The organism is Arachnia rubra, from assembly GCF_019973735.1.
In the GTDB taxonomy this organism is placed as follows: Bacteria; Actinomycetota; Actinomycetes; order Propionibacteriales; family Propionibacteriaceae; genus Arachnia; species Arachnia rubra.
On sequence record NZ_AP024463.1, the window covers coordinates 250,716 to 274,805 of the forward strand.

General features: G+C 62.6%; 22 protein-coding genes and 3 pseudogenes. 13 read left to right on the forward strand and 12 right to left on the reverse strand.

All coding sequences use genetic code 11. The features are described 5' to 3' along the window. Positions 1-44 precede the first annotated feature (44 nt). Positions 45-140 (forward strand): annotated as a pseudogene (locus SK1NUM_RS15355) (hypothetical protein); the annotation flags it as partial. Between the two features lie 432 nt (positions 141-572). Here the strand turns inward: SK1NUM_RS15355 and SK1NUM_RS15110 are convergent. Both SK1NUM_RS15110 and SK1NUM_RS01035 read right to left on the reverse strand, forming a co-directional pair. Beyond that, positions 573-875 carry a transposase gene (locus SK1NUM_RS15110; protein WP_244980175.1) on the reverse strand — a complete coding sequence of 101 codons (303 nt, stop codon included), beginning with the start codon at positions 873-875 and terminating at the stop codon, positions 573-575. After that, the gene (locus SK1NUM_RS01035; RefSeq protein ID WP_244980176.1) at positions 863-1,684 is read right to left on the reverse strand and encodes an ISAs1 family transposase; all 822 of its coding nucleotides are present in this window, start codon (positions 1,682-1,684) and stop codon (positions 863-865) included. Before SK1NUM_RS01035 ends, SK1NUM_RS15110 begins: the two co-directional genes overlap by 13 nt. A 150-nt stretch (positions 1,685-1,834) precedes the next feature. On the opposite strand from SK1NUM_RS01035, the gene SK1NUM_RS01040 reads away from it, so the two are divergent. Then, positions 1,835-2,602, forward strand: coding sequence for an IS3 family transposase (locus SK1NUM_RS01040; RefSeq protein ID WP_223927909.1), 768 nt, complete (start codon positions 1,835-1,837; stop codon positions 2,600-2,602). A gap of 6 nt (positions 2,603-2,608) precedes the next feature. Here the strand turns inward: SK1NUM_RS01040 and SK1NUM_RS15360 are convergent, their stop codons facing one another. Both SK1NUM_RS15360 and SK1NUM_RS01050 read right to left on the reverse strand, forming a co-directional pair. Further along, the gene (locus SK1NUM_RS15360; RefSeq protein WP_212324216.1) at positions 2,609-2,818 is read right to left on the reverse strand and encodes a transposase family protein; all 210 of its coding nucleotides are present in this window, start codon (positions 2,816-2,818) and stop codon (positions 2,609-2,611) included. Further along, a complete protein-coding gene (locus SK1NUM_RS01050) occupies positions 2,815-3,570 on the reverse strand; it encodes a transposase family protein (RefSeq protein ID WP_212323263.1) in 756 nt (251 codons plus the stop codon). The genes SK1NUM_RS15360 and SK1NUM_RS01050 overlap by 4 nt, the downstream gene beginning before the upstream one ends. 133 nt (positions 3,571-3,703) lie before the next feature. Here SK1NUM_RS01050 and SK1NUM_RS01055 point away from each other — a divergent pair. Further along, a pseudogene (locus SK1NUM_RS01055) lies at positions 3,704-4,574 on the forward strand (IS1634 family transposase); the annotation flags it as partial. A gap of 216 nt (positions 4,575-4,790) precedes the next feature. Here SK1NUM_RS01055 and SK1NUM_RS15365 read toward each other — a convergent pair. After that, positions 4,791-6,050, reverse strand: a pseudogene (locus tag SK1NUM_RS15365) (IS256 family transposase). Between the two features lie 206 nt (positions 6,051-6,256). Next, positions 6,257-7,252, reverse strand: a complete 996-nt coding sequence (locus SK1NUM_RS01065; protein WP_212324232.1) for an NADP-dependent oxidoreductase — start codon at positions 7,250-7,252, stop codon at positions 6,257-6,259. Between the two features lie 114 nt (positions 7,253-7,366). On the opposite strand from SK1NUM_RS01065, the gene SK1NUM_RS01070 reads away from it, so the two are divergent. The 6 genes from SK1NUM_RS01070 to SK1NUM_RS01095 all read left to right on the forward strand — a co-directional run bounded on the left by SK1NUM_RS01070 (position 7,367) and on the right by SK1NUM_RS01095 (position 12,392). Then, positions 7,367-7,879: a MarR family transcriptional regulator gene (locus SK1NUM_RS01070; RefSeq protein ID WP_212324234.1), complete on the forward strand. Its 513-nt coding sequence runs from the start codon at positions 7,367-7,369 to the stop codon at positions 7,877-7,879. Then, positions 7,846-8,601, forward strand: coding sequence for an NAD(P)-dependent oxidoreductase (locus tag SK1NUM_RS01075; protein WP_212324236.1), 756 nt, complete (start codon positions 7,846-7,848; stop codon positions 8,599-8,601). Before SK1NUM_RS01070 ends, SK1NUM_RS01075 begins: the two co-directional genes overlap by 34 nt. A gap of 83 nt (positions 8,602-8,684) precedes the next feature. Continuing rightward, positions 8,685-8,822, forward strand: a complete 138-nt coding sequence (locus SK1NUM_RS01080; protein ID WP_212324244.1) for a hypothetical protein — start codon at positions 8,685-8,687, stop codon at positions 8,820-8,822. A gap of 734 nt (positions 8,823-9,556) precedes the next feature. Continuing rightward, entirely contained in the window at positions 9,557-10,486 is a 930-nt protein-coding gene (locus SK1NUM_RS01085) for an A/G-specific adenine glycosylase (RefSeq protein WP_212324245.1), read from the forward strand. Between the two features lie 7 nt (positions 10,487-10,493). Continuing rightward, positions 10,494-11,063, forward strand: coding sequence for a GNAT family N-acetyltransferase (locus SK1NUM_RS01090; protein WP_212324247.1), 570 nt, complete (start codon positions 10,494-10,496; stop codon positions 11,061-11,063). Between the two features lie 57 nt (positions 11,064-11,120). Beyond that, positions 11,121-12,392 carry an ATP-binding protein gene (locus tag SK1NUM_RS01095; protein WP_212324249.1) on the forward strand — a complete coding sequence of 424 codons (1,272 nt, stop codon included), beginning with the start codon at positions 11,121-11,123 and terminating at the stop codon, positions 12,390-12,392. A 22-nt stretch (positions 12,393-12,414) separates the two neighbouring features. On the opposite strand, the gene SK1NUM_RS01100 is transcribed toward SK1NUM_RS01095, so the two are convergent. The 3 genes from SK1NUM_RS01100 to SK1NUM_RS01110 form a co-directional block, all read right to left on the reverse strand. Next, positions 12,415-14,859, reverse strand: a complete 2,445-nt coding sequence (locus tag SK1NUM_RS01100; RefSeq protein ID WP_212324251.1) for a PEP/pyruvate-binding domain-containing protein — start codon at positions 14,857-14,859, stop codon at positions 12,415-12,417. Positions 14,860-15,010: 151 nt separating this feature from the next. Continuing rightward, positions 15,011-15,598: a TetR/AcrR family transcriptional regulator gene (locus SK1NUM_RS01105; RefSeq protein WP_212324253.1), complete on the reverse strand. Its 588-nt coding sequence runs from the start codon at positions 15,596-15,598 to the stop codon at positions 15,011-15,013. A 291-nt stretch (positions 15,599-15,889) separates the two neighbouring features. Beyond that, positions 15,890-17,236 carry a nucleotide disphospho-sugar-binding domain-containing protein gene (locus tag SK1NUM_RS01110; protein WP_212324255.1) on the reverse strand — a complete coding sequence of 449 codons (1,347 nt, stop codon included), beginning with the start codon at positions 17,234-17,236 and terminating at the stop codon, positions 15,890-15,892. Between the two features lie 101 nt (positions 17,237-17,337). Here SK1NUM_RS01110 and SK1NUM_RS01115 point away from each other — a divergent pair, with 101 nt between their 5' ends. The 4 genes from SK1NUM_RS01115 to SK1NUM_RS01130 all read left to right on the forward strand — a co-directional run bounded on the left by SK1NUM_RS01115 (position 17,338) and on the right by SK1NUM_RS01130 (position 21,218). After that, positions 17,338-18,015 carry a TetR/AcrR family transcriptional regulator gene (locus SK1NUM_RS01115; RefSeq protein WP_212324257.1) on the forward strand — a complete coding sequence of 226 codons (678 nt, stop codon included), beginning with the start codon at positions 17,338-17,340 and terminating at the stop codon, positions 18,013-18,015. Positions 18,016-18,029: 14 nt separating this feature from the next. Then, entirely contained in the window at positions 18,030-19,091 is a 1,062-nt protein-coding gene (locus tag SK1NUM_RS01120; RefSeq protein ID WP_212324259.1) for an amidohydrolase family protein, read from the forward strand. Positions 19,092-19,413: 322 nt separating this feature from the next. Then, positions 19,414-20,343: an ABC transporter ATP-binding protein gene (locus tag SK1NUM_RS01125; RefSeq protein ID WP_223927701.1), complete on the forward strand. Its 930-nt coding sequence runs from the start codon at positions 19,414-19,416 to the stop codon at positions 20,341-20,343. Between the two features lie 74 nt (positions 20,344-20,417). Beyond that, complete coding sequence (locus SK1NUM_RS01130) at positions 20,418-21,218, forward strand: ABC transporter permease (protein ID WP_212324261.1); 801 nt, start codon at positions 20,418-20,420, stop codon at positions 21,216-21,218. Between the two features lie 116 nt (positions 21,219-21,334). Here the strand turns inward: SK1NUM_RS01130 and SK1NUM_RS01135 are convergent, their stop codons facing one another. The 3 genes from SK1NUM_RS01135 to SK1NUM_RS01145 all read right to left on the reverse strand — a co-directional run bounded on the left by SK1NUM_RS01135 (position 21,335) and on the right by SK1NUM_RS01145 (position 24,056). Next, complete coding sequence (locus SK1NUM_RS01135) at positions 21,335-21,949, reverse strand: response regulator (RefSeq protein WP_212324263.1); 615 nt, start codon at positions 21,947-21,949, stop codon at positions 21,335-21,337. Then, a complete protein-coding gene (locus SK1NUM_RS01140; RefSeq protein WP_212324265.1) occupies positions 21,882-23,096 on the reverse strand; it encodes a histidine kinase in 1,215 nt (404 codons plus the stop codon). Before SK1NUM_RS01140 ends, SK1NUM_RS01135 begins: the two co-directional genes overlap by 68 nt. 198 nt (positions 23,097-23,294) lie before the next feature. Continuing rightward, complete coding sequence (locus SK1NUM_RS01145; protein ID WP_212324267.1) at positions 23,295-24,056, reverse strand: transposase family protein; 762 nt, start codon at positions 24,054-24,056, stop codon at positions 23,295-23,297. Between the last annotated feature and the right edge of the window lie 34 nt (positions 24,057-24,090).

The window sequence follows — 24,090 nt, forward strand, 5'->3', positions numbered from 1 at the left end:
GCAAAAAGTCTGTATCATGCCGGCTTCGATAGTTTAGTAAAGAGTTTAAAGAACACATCGTTGCGGAGGTTCTTGAGGGGTCTCGGCCGATAGCGGAAGTGGCGAAGTCCTACAATCTGGAGCCGGCGAACTGTGGGTAACTGGGTGAGAATATGGCGGAAGCAGCATCCCGATTCAGGTATGGTAGAAGCCTCGTCGGATCAGGTGGCGGAACATCAAGCGCTTGCAGGCCGAGGCTGGGTGAAGCGAAGACGGAGGGTTCGAGTTCAGAGATAAAGCGGCGGCCTTCTTCGCGCAGGAATCCCGGTAGCAGCGAAATATGTTTATATACCTCCGCGAGGAAGGCAGCTATCCTGTGTATCTGATGTGCCGCTGGGCCAGAGTGTCTCGTTCCGGCTACCACAAGGTGGCGGAATCAGGGTTTATCCGAGACGCAGAAACGCCGGGAAGAACTCACTATTTTGATTACGCATTTCTTCCACGAGTCTGAGCAAACCTACAGGTGTGTCGACGTATCCACGCAGCTCTGGTTGAACCAGGGCCTCGGCAAAGTCTTTCATTCTTCGTGTTGGCTAGGGGATTTGTCGGGGTTGGGTGATGAGTTGGAGTGGTCGCAGAGGGTCTCTAGAGTGGTGTCTGAGGGCTGCGGCGATGCTGACAGCTCCGGCCAGGCGATGGAGGCTGATCGCGGTGTTGCGTAGCGTGGCCATCACGGCGGGGCCGTGCCCGGTGTGGAGCTGGTGACGGTCCTCGTCGAAGGTCACATCCCTGACCCAGTGCAGCCGGTTCTCGATACCCCAATGACTCTGGATGAGGTCAGCGAGGTCAGCGGGGCTGGTCTGGCGGGCATCGAGGGAGGTGATCAGGTAAACCACCCCCACACGGTCTTGCGGCCGTCGATGGTGCGAGTACGGCGCAACTGTGCGACCTGACGGGCACCCGGCCAGTCGATCCAGTCAGGGACCTGACAGACCTTGATCGTGCGCCTCACGCGCCGGCCATGACCGGTGGTCGTGCTGTGGTGGGCGGGGATGTTCTTCCAGGGCAAGGCCTTGAGCGCGGTCCGTAGGCGGGGCTGGTTGCCTTTCACCGTCAGCACGTAGTCATGACCCTGCCCGGTAAGGGTGCAGGCAGTGGAGCGCTGGGTGTGCAACGCATCAGCGGTGACAACGATCTTGCTGCGTGGCAGGGATTCCAGCAGAACCGGCAGGGCGGCGATCTCGCCGGTCTTCGCGGGGAGCTGGTGTTGTGCGGCCACGATCCCGCCGCGGGTGACAGCGGCCAGCAGATGCGGCGCGGCCATGTCACGAGTTTTCGCTCCACGCAAGGTTTTACCGTCGACCGCCACCACCATGCGACCCTTCCATCGGGTGGCGTCACGGGCCAGCAGCCACGCCCCGACCATCGCGGACAGTTCGTCGGCGTCGAGGGCTTGGAGGATTCGGCGGATCGTGGATTCCGACGGTACTCGACGCCCCGGGCGCAGCAGCCCCGACGTGGCCAGGAGATCGCGGCCAACATCAGCGGCCCACTCGGCGATCGCGACCAGGCTGCTCGCACCGGCACACACCGCCGCTGTAGCGATGGCAAGAACCCCGGCCAGGTCGTGGCGGCGACCACGACGTCCCCGAGGGTCAGCGATGGTGGCGAACACGCCCAGCAGCGACTGGCCGCAGACAGGCATGGTGAGGGATGATGAGCACACGCGTGGGGCCTCGTGATTTCTCGGTGATGACAAGGTGTGTAGGAACCCTCATCATCCCAGAATCCACAGGCTCCACGCCCCCATCACACCTAGCCACACCCCAGACACCACGACTTTGCCGAGGCCCTGCTGGTTGAACGGGGCGTCCACGCGAGCCTAGATCTGGTGCGTCAGCTCATGCACCGGGCTGGCTTGGTGGCCTGTCAGCCCCGGAAACGGGTCCGTACCACCATCCCGGCCCAGGATCTTCACCACCGCCCGGATCTGGTGAAAAGGAATTTTACCGCCAACAAACCAGGGCAGAACTGGGTAGGCGATATCACCTACATCCCCACCTGGGAAGGATTCACTTATCTAGCGACCGTGATGGATTGCTACTCGAAAAAGATCATCGGTTATGCGATCGCCGGGAATATGCGCACCCGGCTTGTTGCCGAGGCTTTACACATGGCAGTCAGAAATCAACCCCCTATCGTGGGCGAGACTGTCTTCCATTCGGATCGTGGTTCGCAATACACCTCAGCTGATTACGCGGAAATCATGAACACATATGGTATCCGTGCCTCGGTAGGTAGAATCGGGTCGTGTTACGACAATGCCGCAGCGGAATCATTTAATGCCACCTGCAAGAAGGAGGTAGTGAACCGGAAGATCTACCCAACACGGAAACATGCTATAAAGGATGTGACAGCCTGGATCGAGCAACTGCTACAATCAGAAACGACTTCACTCGGCGTTAGGGTACCGCACACCCAACCACGTCCACCAAGAATGGAGCCAACACCAGCAAGCAGCCTAGAAATCCCATTTTTCAGTAGTGTCCACAAAACCCATAGCACTCCAAATAGCACTCCATTTTGTAGCCCTCACTATTCAATTTCTTTGTTGATTCAATAGGGAAATTTAGGCGTTATTCATGAGGGTTTTTAGGGTGTAGGTTCTGAGGATTTCGAGGTGGGTGACTATTTGGATGATTCCGGGGAGTTTATTGAGGGGTCCGCGGTAGCCGTGTGACAGGCTTCTCCAGGTTTTCAGTTGGGCGATGCAGTGTTCGATGTTGACTCGGATTCGTGCAATTGTTGTGTTGAATTGTTTATCGTGAGGCTTATTCATAGACTGTAGGCGAAGATGAGTCCTGTGACGGCTTGTATTGTGGTTTCGAAGGTGTTGTAGGGGCGGCGGTAATCGGTGTGTAGAACACGCCAGGTTTTGACGTTCGCGATGACACGTTCGATGAGGTAGCGGACGCGGTTGATGGTCGTGTTGTTTCTTTTGTCGCTGTCGGTGAGTTCACCATGGGCGGGTTTCTTCGCGGGGGTGATCATCCCCAATCCGATGTAGCCTTTGTCTCCAATATGACTTTGACTGTCGAGGGCTGCGAGGAAGCCGGATTCCTTGATGGCCTTTGCATCATGCACACTACCCGGCAGGGGCGGGGAGATCCAGGCGAGCTGTCCGGCCAGGGTGCAGGCCACTTGCAGGTTCACCCCCGTCGTGTGGTGCTTGCCTGAGTACAGCTCGGGACGGTCGTGCCACGACCAGCAGGACACCAGAGTACCGTCGATGATGTACTGACGGTCCGGGTCGAGGTCCCCCACGCCGGGCACCCAGGCTTGGAGGGCTTCGGCGATCAGGGGAGTGTAGACCGCCACCACTCGTGAGATGGTGGCTTGGGAGACTGTGTGGATGTCGGCCAGCAACTCCTGGGTGAGATTGTGCCGCAATATCAACACAGTGACCTGGATACAGCGGAACAAGCCCAGGACACGGGACCCTGCCGGGGGAAGGTTTCCGGAACGGGATGTGTGGATCAGTTCGCACAGGTTGAGGATCTGGTCGCGGTCAAGGCTTGTGGTAGTATTCACGGCGGCGGCTTGTCTTTCATCTGAGGGTTTTCTTTCTGCATTTTGAATTATCTCAGATCGGGCAAGCCGCCCTCACATCCCCCTCGGGTAAAGTGTTAGCTGGGGAAAGCCAAAACACCCCTATGAATAAGCCTCCATCATCCCGATCATCAACCAGTTCACGACCCGACACCAGCTCGGCGAAGTGGTGGTGGTCGCCGACGCCGGCATGCTGTCGATGACCAACCTCCAAACACTTCACGAGGCGGGATTGGGGTTCATTGTCGGGTCCCGCCCGGTCAAAGCCCCGGGTGACCTCGCCAAACATTTCCGCTGGCATAGGGGACGCGTTCACTGACGGACAACTGATCGACACGATCACCCCTAGGGATAAAACCACCAGGGCCCAGACAGCCAACCCCATTACGGAACGGGCCGAACCGGTTTGGGATCCAATCCGGTATCCGCATTCGTGGCGGGCTGTATGGCACTACAGCCACAAACGTGCACTCCACGACCGTAGAACCCTCACCGCGCAGGAGAACAAGGCCCGGGCCGTCGTGGCCGGCGAGAAGACCGCCCGCAACCCACGGTTCGTGACCACCAGCAAAGGCACCGCTGTCCTCAACGAGGAAGCGCTGACCCGAGCGAAACAACTGGTCGGGTTGAAAGGCTACGTCACCAACATTCCCATAACCGCCATGCCAGGACAGGAAGTGATCGACGCCTACCACGACCTATGGAACATCGAACAATCATTCCGGATGTCCAAACACGACCTCAAAGCCAGGTCAATCTTCCACCACCAAGCCGAAGCGATCGAAGCCCACCTCACCATCGTGTTCACCGCTCTTGCCATCGCCCGCCAGCTCCAAACCACCACCGGCATCAGCATCAAACGACTGATTCGAACCCTACGACCCCTACGCCAAGTCACCATCCAAATCGCCGGTCAAACCATCACCGCCCAACCCCACATAACCCCCGACACCACAGCAATAATCGAGAAAATCCTGGGTCACTAAACTGCGACAACTCAGGCCAGAAGCTTCGAGCGAACCACCCACTAATAAAAACCACTAGAGTCCACACGCCATTTATCAAATAGCCCAGAGTCGCAGTCCTGCCCAGCGCAGTAGGTAGAGGGGTCCTGCTCCTTAGTGCTTACTGGGGTTCGGCCCGAGGAGATCCGGCGCTATGGGTCTGTCCGATAAACGGTGTGTAGGGTCCGGTGGTTTTCATCAGTGGGTGGTTCGGTTGAACCGTCCAGCGAAGGTGATTGCGAACGCGTTGAGTGCGGGCTTCCACCTGATCACCCAGCGTGCCCGGCTCCCGCCGGTGGGGTCAAGGGAGCGGGTCACTAGGTACAGGCACTTCAATGCGGCTTGCTCGTTGGGGAAGTGCTCACGGGCCCGCATGGCCCGGTGGTACCTCGCGTTGATGGACTCGATGGTGTTGGTCGTGTAGATCACCTTCCGGTTCTCCATGTCGTAGGCCAGGAACGGTACGATACTGCGCCCACGTGTTGCGCCACAGCTGCACGATCGCCGGATACCGGTCGCCCCACTCGGTGGCGAACTCGGCAAACCGGTCCTTGGCCGCTTGCTCGGACGGGGCCGTGTACACCGGTTTGAGGGACTTCACGATCGCGTCGCGGTGCTGCCGGCCGGCGTAGCGGAAGCTGTTGCGGAACCAGGTAGATCGATGCACTGCTGCACGATGGTGTGTTCCCAGGTCGTGTTGATCGCCTCAGGGAGTCCCTTCAACCCGTCACACACCGCGATCATCACCTCGACGATGCCTCGGTTCTTCACCTCCGAAAAGATCTGCAGCCAGAACCGGGCACCCTCAGCACCGTCACCAGCCCAGATCCCTGTGGATGTCGCGTTCCCCGTTCATCGTGACACCCATGACAACGTAGAACGGGGTGTTACGGACTTGACCGTCGCGGACCTTCACGTGCGAATCGCGCCGGGCGAAGATCACCGGGTAGACAGGATCCAACGGCCGACTCGACCACTCGGCGAGCTCACCGACGATCTTCTCGGTGATCCGGCTGATGGTGTCCTTCGACACCCTCGCTCCGTACACCTCCTCGAAGTGGGCAGCGACTTCACCGGTGGTCAGCCCGCGGGCGGTCAACGACAACACGATCTGATCGATGCCGTCCAAACGTCGCTTCCGTTTCGGGACGATGATCGGCTCGAAGGAGCCGTCACGATCACGGGGTACCACCGGTCTCGACCGGCCCGATCTGGGTCAACACCGTCTTGACGCGGGTGCCGTTGCGCATGTTCGCCTCGATCGGCGTGCCACCGTGCTCGTGACCCAGATGCTCGGTCAACTCGGCGTTCAACGCCGCCTCCAGGACGTTCCTTGGTGAGCTGGTTCAACAACCCTCCCGGGCCGACCAGACTCACCCCCTGTTCCCTGGCCTGCGCCAGCAGACACTCGGCCAGGTCCTTCTGATCGATGATCTCTCCGGTCACGGGATCGATCATCTCGTCTTCCATCATGTCGGTCGTGTCAGCCACAGCCATCTCCTCTCGAATCAGACCGGACCCCACACACCGTTAATCAGACAGTCCCGGCGCTATCTGAGCTGGTTTCGGTAAGAATATGAGGGTTATTCACGATGGGCTTTCAGTTCGGTAAATACCCTTGTAGGCCTGGGTTCGCTTGTGGCTGTGAATAACCTTCATATTCGTTATGACGTAGCAAAGCTAACGACGAGCTTGCCGCGGACGTGCCCTTTAGCTAGTTCAACGAAGGCGCCACGTACGGCTTCGATTTCGAAGGGATACGTGTGAGCGATAGGTAACCTAACAGCGCCGGTTGCCACCAAGTCGGCGACCGTCGCTAGGTCCTCAGGGTGCGCATGCCGTGAACCCGTGAACCGTGCTCCACCGAAAATAGCCTTTGGCGAGGGTACAAGGGTTCCGATGGCGGAGCCGTGCAGACCAAGAGAGTGCCCAAGTTGGACATAACCGCCCCCATAACAGTCCAACAGCTTTGTGATAGGGCCTGGCGCTGCAGCGAGGATTTGGTCCTTAACTCCTGCATCGTGCGTGACGGGAATGACTCCGAGTGAGCGCAAGAAATCGACATTATTCGCTCCGACAATACCGATTACCGTTGCGCCGCGTTGCATCGCGAGCTGCACTGCCAGCGAACCGACACCACCGGCGGCGGCGCTGATAACAATGATGTCAGTATGCTGTACATCTATTTCGCGCAGAGCACCGCAAGCAGTCTGAGCGACGACGCCGAGCGCTGCGGCGCTCTCGAAACTAAGCGCCTTTGGTTTGTGGATGACGTCTTCGACGGGCGCCACCACATGCTCGGCCAGTGAGCCACTTTTCGTTTTCGTTCCAGGCGCTCCCCTCAAGGTTCCAAGAACGGTGTCGCCGACGGCGAGACCGTTCGTGCCACCACCTACCGCATCAACAATTCCCGCGAAGTCGCGTCCTACACGTTTTGGAAAGCTGGGCATGAACCACTGCGCTGGCTTAGGTATGGCGTTAGCGAAGCCAACGAGTCGAAGACGTGGATCACCACTGAAAACCTTCTCGTCCATTGGGTTGAGTGCGGCTGCTTTGACGGCGATCCGGGTCTCACCGTCACGGGGCTCGGGCGCAGGTACATCGACCATCTCCAACACCTCTGGTCCGCCAAACCTTCTGTACTCGATAGCTCTGCTCATCACGTCCTCCTCGTTGTCGTTTGTGCGTCAAGTCTTGCCGGCCGCTTGCATGTGGCATGCGGCAAGTTATTATTGTAACCATATAATATGAGTAGCGTACTAGATAGGGTGGGTATGGACAAGAAAATCTCAACTGTGCTTCCAGTGGTAGAGCAGGCCGTGTTGGCCTTGCGGCGGTTGAGCAGTGCACTGGCGGTGAGCAATCGTGTGGTCGGTGCTCGGCTCCACATCAGAAGCTCTGATCTCGTAGTACTTGACACGCTGCATCAAGACGGCCCACAGACACCGACTGAACTGGCTTACCGCACGCGGACCCATCTTGCGACGATGACGGGGGTACTTGCCCGGTTGGAACGTGACGGGTGGGTTGAGCGGCGTCGTAATGAAGCTGATCGCCGCTCCGCCAGCATCCATGCGACTGGTGTCCATCGTCTAACAGATGCCTATGCGCAGGCCAATGAACGTCTTGCTGGTCTACTAGTTTCGTGGACGCTAGATGAGGTGGTCATGCTGACGCGCTTCCTCTTGGAAGCGAGTGAGATCGTTATGGCATTCGTCGAAGATGCCGATGAAGAAGTAGGCTACGTATGTTCATGTCTGCGTTCTGGCTCAGAGACGAGCAAATGAACGATTGTAAACGCGTAGTTGCCGTATTCGGAGCGAACGGACTCACTGGACGCCTTCTCATCGAACAGCTACTCGACCGAGGTTGGTGTGTCAGGGCTATCACTCGTCACCCCGATGCGATCCAAGTAAGCACACCCCGTCTGGAAGTTGCGCGAGCGGACGCTACTAACCCTGCTCACGTCGCTGAAGTAGTGCAGGGATGCTATGCTATTACTTCTGTACTTGGGGTGAGATACAGCAAGCATCCGATCAACTCCTATTCTGCTTCCGCACATGCCATCGTGGGGGCCATGCAAGCCCAGGCCATCCGCCGACTGATCGTGACTAGCTCAATGGTCGTCACTGGCTGGCGCGATCCAGAGATGAACTGGTTCGCGCGGACGCTTATCACCCAGTTCCTTGAACGCATTGGGAGCACGCTTTACGACGACATGCGCCGCATGGAGCATATCGTGAGTCAAAGTGACCTTGACTGGACCATTATGCGGCCATTGGGCCTCGCGTCTATGGATGCACCCACGAAATATGCTGTAGCTCGTGACCACATTGCTGGCAGGCAGACAGCTCGCCGTGATCTTGCTGCCGCTATCGCAGACCAGCTCGATCTTACGACTGACTTACGGGCGGCAGTCGCTATCGCTACGACGAACAAGACTCAGAACCTCCCGTTAACTATCTGGCGCGAAGGTATTAAACCAAATCTATTCGGACGGAGCCAATGAAGCTTATTCACCAGGTTGGAACTGTCAGAGGAGCGGTGTGGGGGCCGGCCTGATCGGTTACGACTGGCATGTTGGAAGACGAGGTGATCAATCTCGTGGTCGGGGAGATCATCGATCAGAAGGAACTCGTAGAACGCTTGCTTGTGCAGGCGAGAGAACAGGGTGTGAGCCTGACCGGCCTGGGTGGTCTGCTCAGCCAGCTCACCAAGGAACGTCCTTGAGATGGCGTTGAACGCGGAGCTGATCGAGTATCTCGGTGATGAGTATGGTGAGACCCCGGATCGGTGAGAACATGCGCGATGGTACTAGGACGGAGACGATGTTGACGCAGATCGGTCCGGTCGCAACCGGTGGTTCCCCAGGATCGTGACGGATCATTCGAGCCTGTTATCGTGCCAAGCGCCGTGAGGAACGGTGGCGTCGAGAACCATCCTGATAGCTGTCTGCGATGGCCTGAAAGGGATCCCAGGGGCGTTCAACACCGCCTGGGAGCAGGCGGTCGTGCAATGTAGTGCATCGATCTACCTGCTTCCGCAATAGATTCTGTTGCACCGGTCGGCAGCACCGTGACGTGATTGTGGAGTCTCTCAAGCCGGTCTATACAGCCTCGTCCGAGTAGGCAGCGAAGGACAGGTTCGAGGAGATTACGGCCGAATGAGGCGAGTGTTATCCGGCGCTTGTCCAGCTCTGGCGCACCTCTTGGGCGCAGTATCGTGCCGTTCCTCGAATACGACGCCTGTGATTCGGCGGGTGATCTACACGACGAACACGCCCCGTGTCGATCAATACCCGTTACTGCAGAGCGGCCAGAGCGCAAGGCCATTGCCCCGGAACGAGACCGCCGCGATCAAGTGCTTGTACTTAGAAGGTGCGCTCGCCTGACCCCACACACCGTATTTCGGACAGACCCGCGGAGACCCCACCCAGGTACTGTCTGGCCGGGTAGCGTGGGGGTATGCGTGAGGGGTGTTCGGGTGGTGAGGCCGAGGTGGTGGCGCGTGTCACGGCGTGGTTTGCCGACGCGGCTCGGACGTTGCCTTGGCGTTCGTCCGGCGTCACCCCGTGGGGTGTGCTGGTCAGTGAGGTGATGCTTCAGCAGACCCCGACGGCCCGGGTGGTGCCGGTGTGGGAGGCATGGATGGTGCGCTGGCCCACGCCGTCGGCGCTCGCAGCTGCGTCGCCGGACGAGGTGCTGCGGGCCTGGGGACGGCTGGGCTACCCGCGGCGTGCGCTGCGACTGCGGGCGGCCGCCGAGGCGGTCGAGGAGCGTCACGGCGGCGAGCTGCCGGAGACGGAGTCCGACCTGCTGGCGCTACCCGGCGTCGGCTCCTACACGGCGGCGGCGGTCCTGGCTTTCGCCTATCGCCGGCGGTCCCTGGTGCTCGACGTCAACGTGCGGCGGGTCCTGGCCCGCGTCGACCAGGGCGTGGAGCATCCCGCCCGCTCGGAGACTGCGGGGGAGCGGGAACGCGGCTGGCGTTTCGTCCCGGACGACGACGAACAGGCATCGCTGTGGGCGGCCGCGTCGATGGAGCTGGGCGCGACGGTGTGCACCGCGCGATCGCCGAAATGCGACCCGTGCCCCGTGGCGGCTCATTGCTCTTGGCGGGCGAGGGGCTACCCGGCCTGGGACGGACCGCCGCGGGTGGCGCAGTCCTGGGAGGGAACCGACCGGCAATGCCGGGGCTGGATCATGGCGGCGCTGCGCGGGTCGCCGTCACCAGTGCCACTTGGTGACCTGGCCTGGCCCGACGACGTCCAACTGGCCCGCTGCGCTGACTCCCTGGTGGCCGACGGACTCGCCGTCCGCCACGGACCACGCCTGTCCCTCCCAGGCTTTGAGCCCGTCCCGGCAGACAGCGACGACGAACCGGCCGTGGCATGAGGCTGGCATGATTCCCCTGACGACCGCTCGGCTGAGCCTGCGCCCGTTCGCGGACACGGACCTCGAATTCGTCAGAGAGGTTCACACCAGTCCCGCGCTGATGCGTTTCATCCCCGCCGCCTACACGCCAGACGATAACGCCGCCCGCCGCATTCTGCAGCGGTTCATGACCCTTCGCGATCATCCACAGCAGGGTTTTAGCCTCGTCGAGCTGCGTGGTGGTCCGGACGCCGGCACGCCCGTCGCGCTGATCCTGGTGAAGCCGATTCCTCCCTCCGGCGGCGGCGAACCCAAGGACGTGGAGATCGGCTGGCGGCAGGCCCCGGCGCATTGTGGGAATGGCTACGTCACCGAGGCCGCTCAGGCGGTGCTTGAAGCGTTGCTGGATGCCGGCATGCCGAGGGTCGTCGCGGTCACCCATCCGGACAACCTCCCGTCGCAGGCGGTCGCACGGCACATAGGCATGGAGCGCGTCGGGCTGACCGACGCCTACTACGACACTGAAACCCTTCTCTTCCGGGCGGCACCGCTGACCCTGACCGAGGCCCAGCAAGACAGCCGAGTTTCTGCTAATTGACTGATTCAAGTCCTGCTAATTGACTGATTCAGATCCTGCTCATTGTATGATTCGAAGGTGGGGTACACGCGCAGGATCCTAGATACAGAGCTGGACGAACTGTTCGGGGTGCTCGCCGCGCTTGCTATCGACGGCGCCAAGGGAGTCGGGAAGACCACCACCGCAGAGCAGCGAGTGGCCGATGTGGTCCGCCTGGATTCGAGGGCGAGCCGGGAGGCAATCGAGGCTGAACCCGAACAGTTGCTGACCCACCCCCGCCCGCTTCTACTGGACGAATGGCAGAAGGTCCCTGCCGTGTGGGATGTCGTGCGGCGCTCTGTCGACAGAGACCGGTCCGGTGGGCAGTTCCTGCTGGCTGGGAGTGCGACCCCGGTGGCTGGGGCCACTGCGCACTCAGGGGCGGGTCGGATCGGGCGTCTGCGGATGAGACCGATGACGTTGTCTGAGCGCGGCGTCGCCGAGCCCACGGTGAGTCTGCGGGAGCTGCTATCTGGAAGCCGGGGATCATTAGCAGGATCGACTAGGTTGCGGCTGAGTGACTACGTGGAGGAGATCGTTGCCTCCGGCTTTCCGGGAATGCGTGATCTGCCCGCACGTGCTCTGCGATTCCAGCTTGACTCCTACTTGCATAATGCAGTGGACCGTGATGTTCCCGACCAAGGGCTAGCGGTACGCCGGCCCGAGGCGATGCTGGCGTGGCTGCGCGCCTATGCCGCTGCCTCTGCCACGACCGCGAGCTATTCACAGATCCTGGACGCCGCCACCCCAGGGCAGAGCGATAAGCCCGCGCGTTCGACGTCCGTCGCCTACCGGGATGCGCTGGCCGGCATCTGGCTTCTTGACCCTGTTCCTGCATGGGTGCCGGTTGGCAGCGGGCTCACCCGTCTTGGTCAAACTCCGAAGCATCATCTGGCGGATCCAGCGCTGGCTGCGCGATTGCTGGATCTCGCCCCTGGCTCGCTCCTTGGCGGGGAGAATGAGTCTGGCGGGTCGCGGGCGGGCGGCATGCTCGGCCGACTGTTTGAGTCCTTGGTGACGCTTTGCGTCCGAGTCCCTGCCCAGGCTGCCGAGGCCTCTGTGAGCCACCTGCGGACCCGTAATGGAGACCACGAGATCGACCTTGTCCTCGCGCGGGGAGACGGCCGGGCTCTGGCCATTGAGGTGAAGCTGGCAAACACGGTCACCGACCGTGACGTGAGACATCTTCAGTGGTTCACACAGCGTATGGGAAACAGTCTGCTCGATGCGATCATCATCAACACTGGACCCAATGCCTACCGGAGGTCGGACGGAGTCGGAGTTGTGCCGCTTGGCCTGCTGGCCCCCTGACCAGACCGTCTGCGAGTTTCTGCTAATTGACTGATTCGCTGTTTGGGACTGTTACTTGACCCTGGGTGCCGTCGACGGTGACCGGCTGGCCGTCGGCGAGGGTGCTGGTCGCTCCGGGGATGCCCAGCACCGCGGGGATGCCGTACTCCCGGGCGACGATCGCGGCGTGTGAGAGCCGGCCGCCCGTCTCGGCGACCACCCCGGCGGCGAGCGCGAACAGCGGCGTCCAGGCGGGATCGGTGGCCCGGCACACCAGGACGTCGCCTGCCTGCAGGCGTGGGAAGTCGTCGGGGCCGGTGATGATCCGTGCGGGGCCGGTGACCCGTCCGGGGCTCGCTGCCACTCCTGACGCCGTGTCCCCGTCCTCAGACTCCCGGCCTTCGTGCCAGGCCGCCTCGGCCATGGGGCGGGCCCAGCGGCGTCGCGCCACGATCCCGGCGACGTCCACCGCCGACCCGCGTAGCCAGGCCAGCAGCTCATCCTCCGTCAGGAACTTCACGTCACCGGGGGCCGGGATGAGACCAGCCTGCGACATCCGCCGCCCCGCCTCCAGAGCCAGGGCCCGCAGCGCGGCGCAGAACTCCTCCGTGTCCACGACGGAGGCTTCACGCATCACATACCCGGCGCGGTAGTCGTCGACGAGCCGGAGGAAACGACGACGCAGGAAACGGGGCAGCCGCAGGACCGTCTTGGTGACGAGCTGCTCGTGCGTGGAGCGGGCCGCCGACGGCCTGCCGTCAGCGTGGTCCATCATCGCGACGACCCGCAGGAAGCCCGGCAGATCCTCCCGCCAGGCGGTGCTGGAGAAGGGCTGGTACATGCGGGTGGTGCGGGCGCCGTAGTCGGCAAGGAAGTCCTCGACGGCCCGCCACCAGGTGGGATCCGCCTCGCGGACCGCTTCGGCGTCGATCTCTTGGGCGCAGAGCAGCTCCCTCACCCGCTCCGGCGCTGAATCAGCCAGGGCGTGGAGCCGGCGGTCGATGATCATCGTCGCGTAGTCCAGGTCACCGAGCAGGTCGAACTGGGTGGCCTTCACCCGGGCCAGCCGCAGCCACACGTCGAGCCATCCGCCGCGCAGCGCGTTGGGGACCAGGTACTCGACGAACCGGAAGCGTGCCCACGCCCCGGCCTCGCGCACGGCCTCCGTGAAGACGCCGGCCAGTGCCTCATCGGAGAGATTCTCTTGTGCCAGCGCGGCAAACCTGGCGGCGGCCTCCCGCATCCGGGCGCCCGGGCCGTCGGCCCAGCGCCGCGGATCCGGTTTCCTGAGCCGGGCTACCCGGAATATCCCGAGCGGGACTCCCCAGAGGCAGACCCGCGGATAGGCGATGCGCGCGATGCCGTCGTCGTCCATCGCGACCAGGTCGTGAGGGCTGAGCCGGATGCCTGCGATCCCGGAAACATCGCGGATGATGCCCACCAGCAGCCGCACCATGAGCAGGTCCAGGGGGTAGGGCGAGGGGAAGTGCTCGATGAGGTCGGTGCGGATGAACCGTCTCAGTCTTCCTGGCCGCTGTTTTCCTGGTCGCCGCGCGCTCTGGGCGGTGGTGTCCGGCGACGCGTCCGGCCCGGTGATGGTGGTGATGGGCCGGGCCTGCAACAGCCAGAGCGTGCCGCCGGCGATCGCCCACTCGATATCCATCGGGGTTCCGTAGTGGGCCTCGACGTCGCGAGCGAGTCGCGCGATCCGGAGCACGTCGCGGTCTGTGAGACAGAGTGCCCGACGTTCCTTGTCCGCGACGGTGGTGGTCACGGTACGACCGTCCGGTTCAAGGTCGATGCGGGTGGTTTTGTCGCCGGGGCTGCGCCGGGTGACCTGTCCCCCACGGACGGTGAACGAGTCCGGGGTGACCGATCCCGAGACGACGCTCTCGCCAAGTCCCCACGCGGCATCGATCACGACCTCGTCGCGCCGGCCGGTCACCGGGTCCGCGGTGAATGCGACCCCCGCGCTGTCGGCGGCCACCATCGACTGCACAACGACGGCCAGCCGCACCACGTCATGGGCGAAGCCACGCTCGGCGCGGTAGGCGATGGCCCGGTCCGTCCACAGCGACGCCCAGCAGCGCCGGACCGCCGACAATACGTCCGTATCCCCTGTTACGCCGAGGAAGGTCTCCTGCTGGCCCGCGAACGACGCCTCGGGCAGGTCCTCGGCGGTGGCGGAGGACCGCACCGCGACCGGCCCCTGCCCCAGGTCCTTCAGGGCAGTTAGCACTCCGGCCTCTAGGCCGTCCGGGAGGGGAGCGTCAGCGACCAGCGCCCGCACCGCCTCGTGGTCGCCGGCCTCCAGCAGCGCCGTCAGGTCGGCCTGCAGTGGGGCGACGGCGCTCCGGTAGGCCTCAGCTGTGATGCAGAAGCCGTCCGGGACGGGGAAGCCCGCGGCGATCAGCTCACCGAGGTTCGCCCCCTTGCCCCCTGCCAGCGAAACGTCGGCGGCGCGGACGCGGTTCAGTGAGATGAGCATGACAACTCCTTACGGCGAAGACAGGAGCGTGGGAGGCGGGCAGCAGCCATATCTGGCGTGGTGACGAACGTGATCAGAACGGTGGATCGCGGCAGCCTGATGCTGGACAAGATCGTTCCGCACAGGATCGCAGCTAGCGCCCGGCCCGCTCTCATCGGGCCGCCAGCCCCTGGAACACGACGTCGAGCATGGCGTCCAGGCGGTCATGCAATGAGCGGGCCCCGGGGTCCTGGACCCAGGCCGCGCAGCAGGTGTAGTAGGAGCCGAACACCAGGGTGACCGCGTCGTCGACCAGGAAGTCGCCGCGCAGCTCGCCGGCCTGCTGGGCGTCGGTCAGGATGCTCGCCAGCAGGTCGCGGAAGCGCTGCTGGTTGGTGGAGCCGAGGTCCATGGTCAGGTTGATGGAGCGCGCCTGGAACATCTGGCGGATCAGCTCCGGATGCGCCTCCAGCCAGGTGGCGGCGGCTCCGAGGACGCGCTGCAGCCGCTCCCGAGCCGTGCCCGCCGGCTTCTCGGTGACCGCGGAGGACATGGCGTCGGCGACCTGCTCGCCGAGGTAGCGAAAGACGTCGCGCTTGCTGGGGAAGTGGGTGAAGAAGGTGCCCTTGCCGATGTCGGCGGCTTCGGTGATGTCCGCGACCGTGACGTTGTCGAAGCCGCGCTCGACGAACAGCTGCATGGCCTCGGTGAAGATCCGCTCCCGTGTCTGTGCCCGCCGCCGGGCCACTCGTTCGCTCATGGTTTTAGAGTAGGTCGAAAACTGACTGTGGTCAAAAACTGACCACAGTCAGGTTTTCTGAGGGTCGCCGGACAGGACGCGCCCGGTCTGGATTTGCTGGCCTTAAAGGCGGTCTGCTGGCCTTGTTCACGTTTGCCTGTGCTGTGAGGCCAGCAGACGTGAACAAGACCAGCAAACGGGGGATAGGGTCAGCGAATGGGGGATAGGGCCAGCGAAAAAGGGATAAGGCCAGCAAACAGGACGGGACCCGGCGGCGGATTACCCCAGGAAAGCTTGTCCGTCAGGCCGGGGTCAGGATCTGGAGTCCAGCAGCTCCCAGATGAGCTCTCCGGTGATGCGGTAGCCGTCGGTGGTGTCGAGTTCATGCTTGAGCTCTCGGGCTGCCTGGGCGTAGGCGGGGTTTTCGATGATGCGCCGGAGTGCCTCTTCGACAGCCGTGGTGCGCCAGCTGCTGCGTGGGATGCGGATGGCCGACCCGCGCTGGACCAGGCGTCCCAGGTTGGTGGACTGCTCCCACTGCATCCCGATCCCGACCACTGGAGTGCCCGCATACACGGCAGTCTGCACGGTTCCCTGCCCGCCGTGGATGACCGCGATGTCGGCCATCGCGTTGACCGCCGGTGCGGGCAGGAAGCGGTCGGTCAGCAGGACATCCCCGGCTCCGGACAGGCGCTCGCGGGCCTCGCCGAGTGTGCAGACGTGTGGCGGGACGATGACCACGGCGCGGCAGGGAATGCGGGAGACGGCCTCGATCGCTGTGAGCAGGTAGGGTTTCTCGCCGCTGCTTCCCATGGAGACGAAGACGCGGGGCAGGTCGTCACGGGCAAACTGCCGAGCGATCTCCTCGGGCACTGCTTGGTCTGCGGGGCGGCTGAACAATGGCCCGGCAATACGGGTGTGTGGTCCGATGTCCTGGCCCTCGTAGTAGACGGGGAGGTCGTTCACGAGCTGGATGCCAGCATCCAGCATCCCGAACAGGTCGGGCTGGTCCGTCTTCCACCCCAGCTCCCGTCCCGCCTGGGCGAGCGTCGGCTGCCGGAAGAAACCACTGCGGACTATCGCGCGCGACACCAGGGCCGTCAGCCCGCGACGCAGCCGCGGCGGGGCGGCCTGGACGGGCGGGATGTCCATCTCGTCTGGGACGTCGAGCAGGAAGTTGGTGCGTGCCCATGGGCGGTACACCGGGAATGGGGTGTAGGAAACCGACGGGATGCCGAGGATCTGCGCGGCGATCCCCACCGGCGGCATGAATCCGAAGACGATGAGGTCCGGCTGCTCCCTGGTGAACTCGGTCAGCAGGACCTCGATGATCTGCCTGGCGCGGGAGCGGTCGGTGATGAACTCGGTTCCGTCGTGGTCCGCCCGCATGATCGCGGCGACCTCGTCGTTCGCGAACTCGATGCCGGCGGGACGCGCCTGGAACCCAGCGGCCCTGATCTGCTCCTCGAAACTCTGCTGTGACCGGGGGAAGACGAAGCCGATGCTGGCCTCGCGGCCGGTCTCAGCAGCGAGGTTCTGGATGGCGCGGGCGATCTCTATGCCGCGCGTGGTGTCGCCGGCGTTGAAGGTGGGCACCACGAACAGGACGCGGGGGCGTCCGTCTCGTGGGCCTAGCACCGTTTCGTCGTGAGTCGTCATGAGTATCCTCCCCAGATCATGCAGATGATTGACATATGTCAACATAACTATGCCGTGCATCGCGGCTTCTGCCAAGTGGTTTCATGGGATATGGTGTACATATGTCAATTGAACTTGATGGACGCGGGGTTGTGGCTAAGGCAGGTGGTCCGGAACGCGGACGTGCGCGCCAGGCGATCCTGGACGCCGTCTGCGGCCTGCTGGAGCACGGCGCTCCGGCAGCGCTGGTGGTCGCTGATGTGATGCGGGCCAGCGGCGTGAGCAGGCAGACGTTCTACAAGCACTTCTCAGACCTGCCGGCAGCGGTGCGGGCAGCCGCTGTGGCCCGGATCCAGGACTCCTTCACCAGGATCCCGCCGGTGGCTCTCGGGCAGTCCTGGACGGTCTTCGCGCGCGGGACGTTTGAGGTGCTGCTGACCGATCTGGCGGACCATGCCTCCTTCTACCGGGCTGCTCTGGCGCTCGCGGCCCCTGGTCTGATGGCTGAGCTGGTCGGCTACCTCGCTGAGCGGATACTCAATGTCTCGCCTCTCGGCCCGATCATCCGTCGCTGCGCCGGGCCGCAGACCCCTGAGCAGCATGCGCAGTTCCTCGGTGCTGGCACGGTCTGGCTGGTCTGCCGCTGGCTGGAGAGCAGCGCCGACCCGCGTCCTGAGGTTGATTCGATGGCTGAGACTCTCATTGACCTGATCCTCAGTAGCTCGGGGGCCACCAGCGAGGAGATCGCGGCTGCCCGCGCCAGTGACCTGCCCCGGCAGCCCCATGCCCGGATGTCCTGAGGCCCGACGTCGATATGAGTCCTAGAGGCCGTGGTCGCAAGCCCGCCGCGCGGATGGCGCGAATAGACACCCACCAGCACGTCATACCGCCCCGCTATGCCGAGCTCCTGAGAATGAACGGGATCCGTCCCGGCGGGATCGACCTGCCGGACTGGTCGCGGGATGGCGCGCTGCGCATGATGGACCGCAACGGCATCCGGGCCGGCATTGTGTCGGTGTCGACCCCTGGGGCGCTCGTGGAGCTGCAGGGCGTCGCCGAGGACGAGTCCCAGGCGATCGCGCGGGGCCGCAGGATCGCCCGGGAGGTCAACGAGTACGCCGCGGAGCTCGTGCAGCGCGAGCCGGAGCGTTTCGGCTTCTTCGCGACACTGACGCTCCCGGACGTCGAGGGTGCCCTGGACGAGCTTGCCTATGCCGTGGATGAACTGCACGCCGACGGGGTGATCCTGCTCGCCAATGCCGGCGGCCGCTACCTAGGTGATGCGGCTTTTGCGCCGTTGCTGGCTGAACTCGACCGGCGGGAGACAGTGGTTTTCGTCCACCCCGGGGAGCTGCCGGCCCCGGAGGTGCCGGGAGTTCCCACATTCACCGCGGACTTCCTGCTCGACACCACCCGGACGGTGATCGACCTGATCCTGTCCGGTGCGATGGAGAGATATCCCAAGATCCGGTTTATTCTCGCGCACGCCGGTGGGTTTGTGCCCTTCATCGAATACCGGGTCCTGCTCACCATGTTGCAGCGACGCCCAAGTTATATGATAGACGTGGCTGAGAAGATGATGGAATATCCATTCACCCGGCCTCTCGTCGAGATCGTCAAGAAACGCTATCTGAGGGTGTTCCGGAAATTCTATTGGGATACCGCGTTGTCAGCCTCACCCGCGGCGCTGCCCAGCCTGCTGGCCGTCGCTGACCATAGCCACATCACCTACGGCAGTGACTGGCCATTCGCCCCAGAAGTTGCCGTCCGGTTCATCACCTCAGAACTCGACCACTACCCCATGACCCCATTTCTAAGGGCAGCGATCAACCATAGCAATGCCAAAGCCTTGTTCCCGCGTTTTGCAGGGAAATAGCCTGCCGGGGATTCCCTGGGATCGGTGGAATTCTGGCGGGGCAATCCTGGTCGGGTGATGGCCCACCCATGATGCGGTGCGGTCGATGGGGTTTCAGTAGGCGAGTTTTGAGTTTGGCTGGCCTCAGGGGAGGTGTTGTGCGATGGCCTTCAAGGGTCTGATGAGGATGACAGCTGTCACATGATCCCAATGACACTGCTCTAAGCTACTCGCCCTGAGCTCCCGGATGCGTGTGGGGGAGGAGCACGATCGACTCGACAGGGTGGTCAAGCCGCCCGAATCGAAGTACCCGAACCGAAGTAGAGGAGGGCTGACCAACGTCATGAGCCAGTCAATGACACCGCTAAGTGGCCACGAGGCAGAGCCAGCCGTCAGGATGATCGACGTCTTCAAGGAATTCCGGGACGAGTCCGGGAACCCGGTGCGAGCCGTCAACGGGGTGAGTCTGAGCATCCGTCCTGGTGAGGTGGTGGCCATTCTCGGTCCCAACGGCGCAGGCAAGACGACGACCATCGACATGATTCTCGGCCTTACCCGGCCGGGACAAGGCACCGTTGAGCTGTTCGGCCAGCCATCGCTGCGAGCTGTGCAGTCCGGCCAGGCGGCTGCGGTTCTCCAGACCGGTGGACTTCTGCCGGAGCTGACCGTCGCTGAGACTCTCACGATGATTGGCGCACTGTTCGACCCCTCCCGGGTTGAGGAGTGCATGCGGCGCGCCCGGCTGCTTCCGATCGCTGACCGACAGGTCTCCAAATGCTCTGGCGGGGAACAGCAGAGGGTGCGTTTCGGCATGGCCCTGCTGTCCAACCCCGACCTCTTGGTCCTAGACGAGCCCACCGCCGGCATGGACGTCGAGGCCCGCCACGAGTTCTGGGCGGAAGTCCGGCGCGATGCCGAACTAGGCCGGACCATCCTGTTCGCTACCCACTACCTGGAGGAGGCCGATGACTTCGCTGATCGGATCATCCTCATGAACCACGGCCGGATCATCGCCGACGACACCTCGGACGCCATCCGTGCCGCAGCCAGTGGCCGGATCGTCTCGGCCCACCTGGCTCCTGAAAGTGAGGAGCGGATCCTCGCCACGCCCAGGGTGCAGTGTCTCGGACGTCGTGGTGACCGCATCAGCCTCTACCACCCCAATTCTGACCAGCTAGCGCAGAGAGTCTTCGCGCTCGGAGGCACCGACATCGAGGTGGTGCCACGCAGTCTCGACGACGCCTTCCTGGCGCTGACCTCTGAGGAGAAATGAAGATGACAACTCAGACCTCCACCCGCACGACGCCCCTTGCTGCGCGGCGACCGGAACATCGAGGAGAAATGAACATGACCCAGGACTCCCCCCACCCCATTGCCGCCCGGAGCACCCACCGGAGGTCCAGGGGAATCCCTCTCGGGTACCTCAGATATGAATTCAAACGGCCCTTTCGCCGGTCCTCTCTGATCTTCACACTGGCCCTGCCGATGATTCTCTACGTCGCGCTGTTCCGCACCGGGCCACAGGGGGCAGATCTTCCCCACGGCAATTTCGCGATGTGGATGACTATCGGCATCGCTATCTATGGCGCGGCGGCTGCCGCGACTGCAACGGCTGTCGGCATCTCCGTCGAGCAGGCCTCTGGCTGGATGAGGACCATCCGCATGACCCCCCTGGGTGGTGTGAAGTACGTGCTCGCCAAGGTGCTGGCGGCCGTACTGGCCGCCACGGTCCCGGTGACAGTGGTTGGGATCCTCGGGTTTCTCACCGGCGCCCAGGGCGGTCCTGAGGTGTGGGTCTCGGGCCTGTTGGTTGCCTGGCTGGGTTCCGGGGTCTTTGCAGCCCTCGGCATCGCGCTCGGGCTCACCCTGCGTCCCGAGGTCGTGATGCACATCCCAGGACTGACCATCACCGCTTTCGCCTTCATCGGCAACCTGTTCATCCCGCTGAGCGGCACGATGCTGAGCATTGGCCAAGTGACGCCCATGTTTGGTGTCGCGACCATCGCCAGGTACGCCTTGACCGACGGCTACACCTTCTCCGGTGAGCACAGCTCTCTCGGCTGGGCTGTCTTCAACGCCCTGGCCTGGCTGATCGGATTCATCTTCTGGGCGTCCCGCCGCTTTGCCCGCAGCACGGGAAGGATGTGAGACCAGCCATGTATGCACTGCTTGTCCCCGGGCAGGGAGCCCAGACCCCCCGCATGCTCCGGCCCTGGCTACGTGATCCCCGCCATCCGCCATCAGCAGGCCTATACCGCTGGCTCCTATAGAGCCAGCCATCCGTTCTGCTTCGCCAGATCTGCCGCATCGAACCGGGAGTTGACTGCAAGTTTTGTCATGGCTGAGGACAGGTAGTTCCGGATTGTACCCACGCTGAGGTAGAGCTGGCCGGCGATCTGCGATGTGCTGCGATGCTCTGCCACCAGCCGCAGGACCTCGGTCTCCCGTTCCGTCAAGGGAGAGGGCCCTGACCTCAGTGCCTCAGCAGCCAGCTCAGGATCCACTACGGAGTGGCCAGCCATGACGGCTTTAAGGGCGTTCTTCAGGGCGGCGCCGGTGATGGTCTTCAACAGGTAGCCATTCGCCCCGGCATCAAGGGCAGGTTGTAGATACCCACTGGTCGTCAGGACCGTCAGGAGAACTATCTTTCCCCGGTACCCCTTTTGCCGCAGCTGGGCTGTGGCCTGGATTCCTGTCGCGCCCGGCATGTCGATGTCGAGTAGGACCAGGTCAGGCATCATGCGTGCGACAGCAGGCAGGACCTTGTCACCGCGGTTGACCCGGCCGACGACCCGGAACGTCTCCTCAGTCTCAAGGAGAGCTTGGAAGGCCTCCGCGACCAGGTCGATGTCCTCGGCTATCAGGATTCTTGTCTCCATGGGTCCTCTCTTGGGGACGGATGGGGGCCTGGGTGACTTTGAGCTCGAACACGCCGCGCGGATGCTGCGCAGCCTCCAGCATGAGAGAGTGCTCGGACAGTCGCTGGCGCAGCCTAGACAACCCAGTGCCGGGAGTCTGTGAGGCTGACCGGCGGTGCAGGCAGCCGTCATTGCTGATCGACATGATCGTCGGGTTCCCGGGGTCGATTCTCAGGCTGCAGTATCGAGGGCGGCTGTGTTTGAGCATGTTGGTGATCCCCTCCCGCACCACCTCGGCGCTGATGGGCTGGGCGCTGGCGTAGGTTCCTTCGGGGACGTTACAGCGGAACTGTATTCCGAGACGCTGGCATAGCTGCTGGGCTGCGACGACCTCTTCCTCGAGACTCGTGGTGACGGGCCCACGCGTCAGGGAGCGGAGTTCCCTCCCACCCGTTGCAAGTACTTTCTGAGCCTGGAGGAGCTGTTTTCGGACCTGCTCGTCCTCAGAACCGAGCATCTCAATCGCTGTCTCGACCCGGAGTGAGGTAGCCACCAGCGTCCTGCCCATCACATCGTGCAGGTCGCGAGAGATCCGGTTACGTTCCCTGTCGACTTCCAGGCGAGCCAGCTCCTCCTGGTAGACCCGGAGGTCGTGGAGCGCTTGGAAGGCCCGGGTGAGGGTGTAGAGCCCGATCGCGATCGTCGCCGCCACCACCGGTTCGACGATGTGGGACAGCCAGGGGATGCGCAGGATGATGGTGACCCCGATGATCATCAGCAGCATTGCCATTGAGATCAGGAACCTGAGATGACTGGCCAGCATCAGCCCCGTGGCCGCGGCGACACCGAGCATCAACCATGCCTCCGACAGCAGGGCCGCGCCAACACCGGCCACTATCCCGGCCATTCCCACAAGGGCGATGGGGAGCGTGGCGTGTGCCCTCATGCATCGTGCCTGCACGACCACGTAGGCCAGGGTGGTGATGATGATCAGCAGGGTGCTCAGCGTCTGCGCCGAGGCCGCTGTTTCTGGCTGGTACCAGATAAAGCCGATCTCCAGCACGGCGATCACCAGGACGACTATCACAGGTGTCACCAGAACACGGCGCGACTCGTTGATCACCCAGCTCCAACCCCTGCCCGGCTGGACTACGGACCTCGTGCGCACCCGCTTGATTATAAGGGCTATAGGAGGACGGGGTCTCTAAAGTTAAAAGACTAATATCCTGTGATTTTTTGGGTGCCACCGCCGGATATTGTGCATGCACTATCGATGATCAGGCCTCCTGAACTACGCCGCGTTTTTGCTGGCCTTGTTTGCGTTTGCCTGTGTTGTGAGGCCAGCAGATGTGAACAGGAGGCTTAGTCAGAATGTGTTTCTGTAGAATTCGAGTGCGGCTACTGTGGTGATTGTTTCTGGGAATGTTGTGAAGGGTCTGCGGTAGTCGGTGTGGAGAATTCTCCAGGTTTTGAGGTTGGCGATGACTCGTTCGATCATGTAGCGTATCGCGTTTACTGACTTGTTGAACCTTTTTTCTTCTTCTGTGTGTTGTTGTTTCGGTTGGGTTCGGATGGGGGTGATCATGCCGAGTCCGATGTATCCTTTGTCGCCGATGAGTTGCCCGGTGGTGATGTGGTCGAGTAGGCCGGTTTCTTTGAGTGCGTGTGCGTCATGGGTGCGGCCGGGCATCGGGTCGGAGATGAAGGCGAGCCGTCCTGTCAGGTCGCATGCAACCTGGACGTTGACGCCGGTGGTTTTGTGTTTGCCGGAGTACAGTTCTGGCATGGTGCGCCATGACCAGGTCGGCAGTAGGGTGCCATCGACGATGAGTGGTTCGCTGACATCGAGGTCGTCGACCGTGGGGGTGCAGTCCTGCAGGGCCTGTCCCAGGATGGGCATCCAGGATGCGATGGTTCGAGAGATCGTTTTCTGGGAGACGTGGAACTGGTCGGCAATCGATGCTTGTGTGCGGTTGGATCGCAGATAGATCAAGGCCACAACAACACACTTGTACAGTCCTAGTGTGGGTTTCCGTCCTGCTCGGGAGGCTGGTGCCTCGCGGAGGTCATGGATGCGTGCGACAAGGTCGGTGATCTGTTCGCTGCTAAGACCTGTGCTAGAGTACATGGGAAGGCTCAACTTTCGATTGACTGTGTTGGTA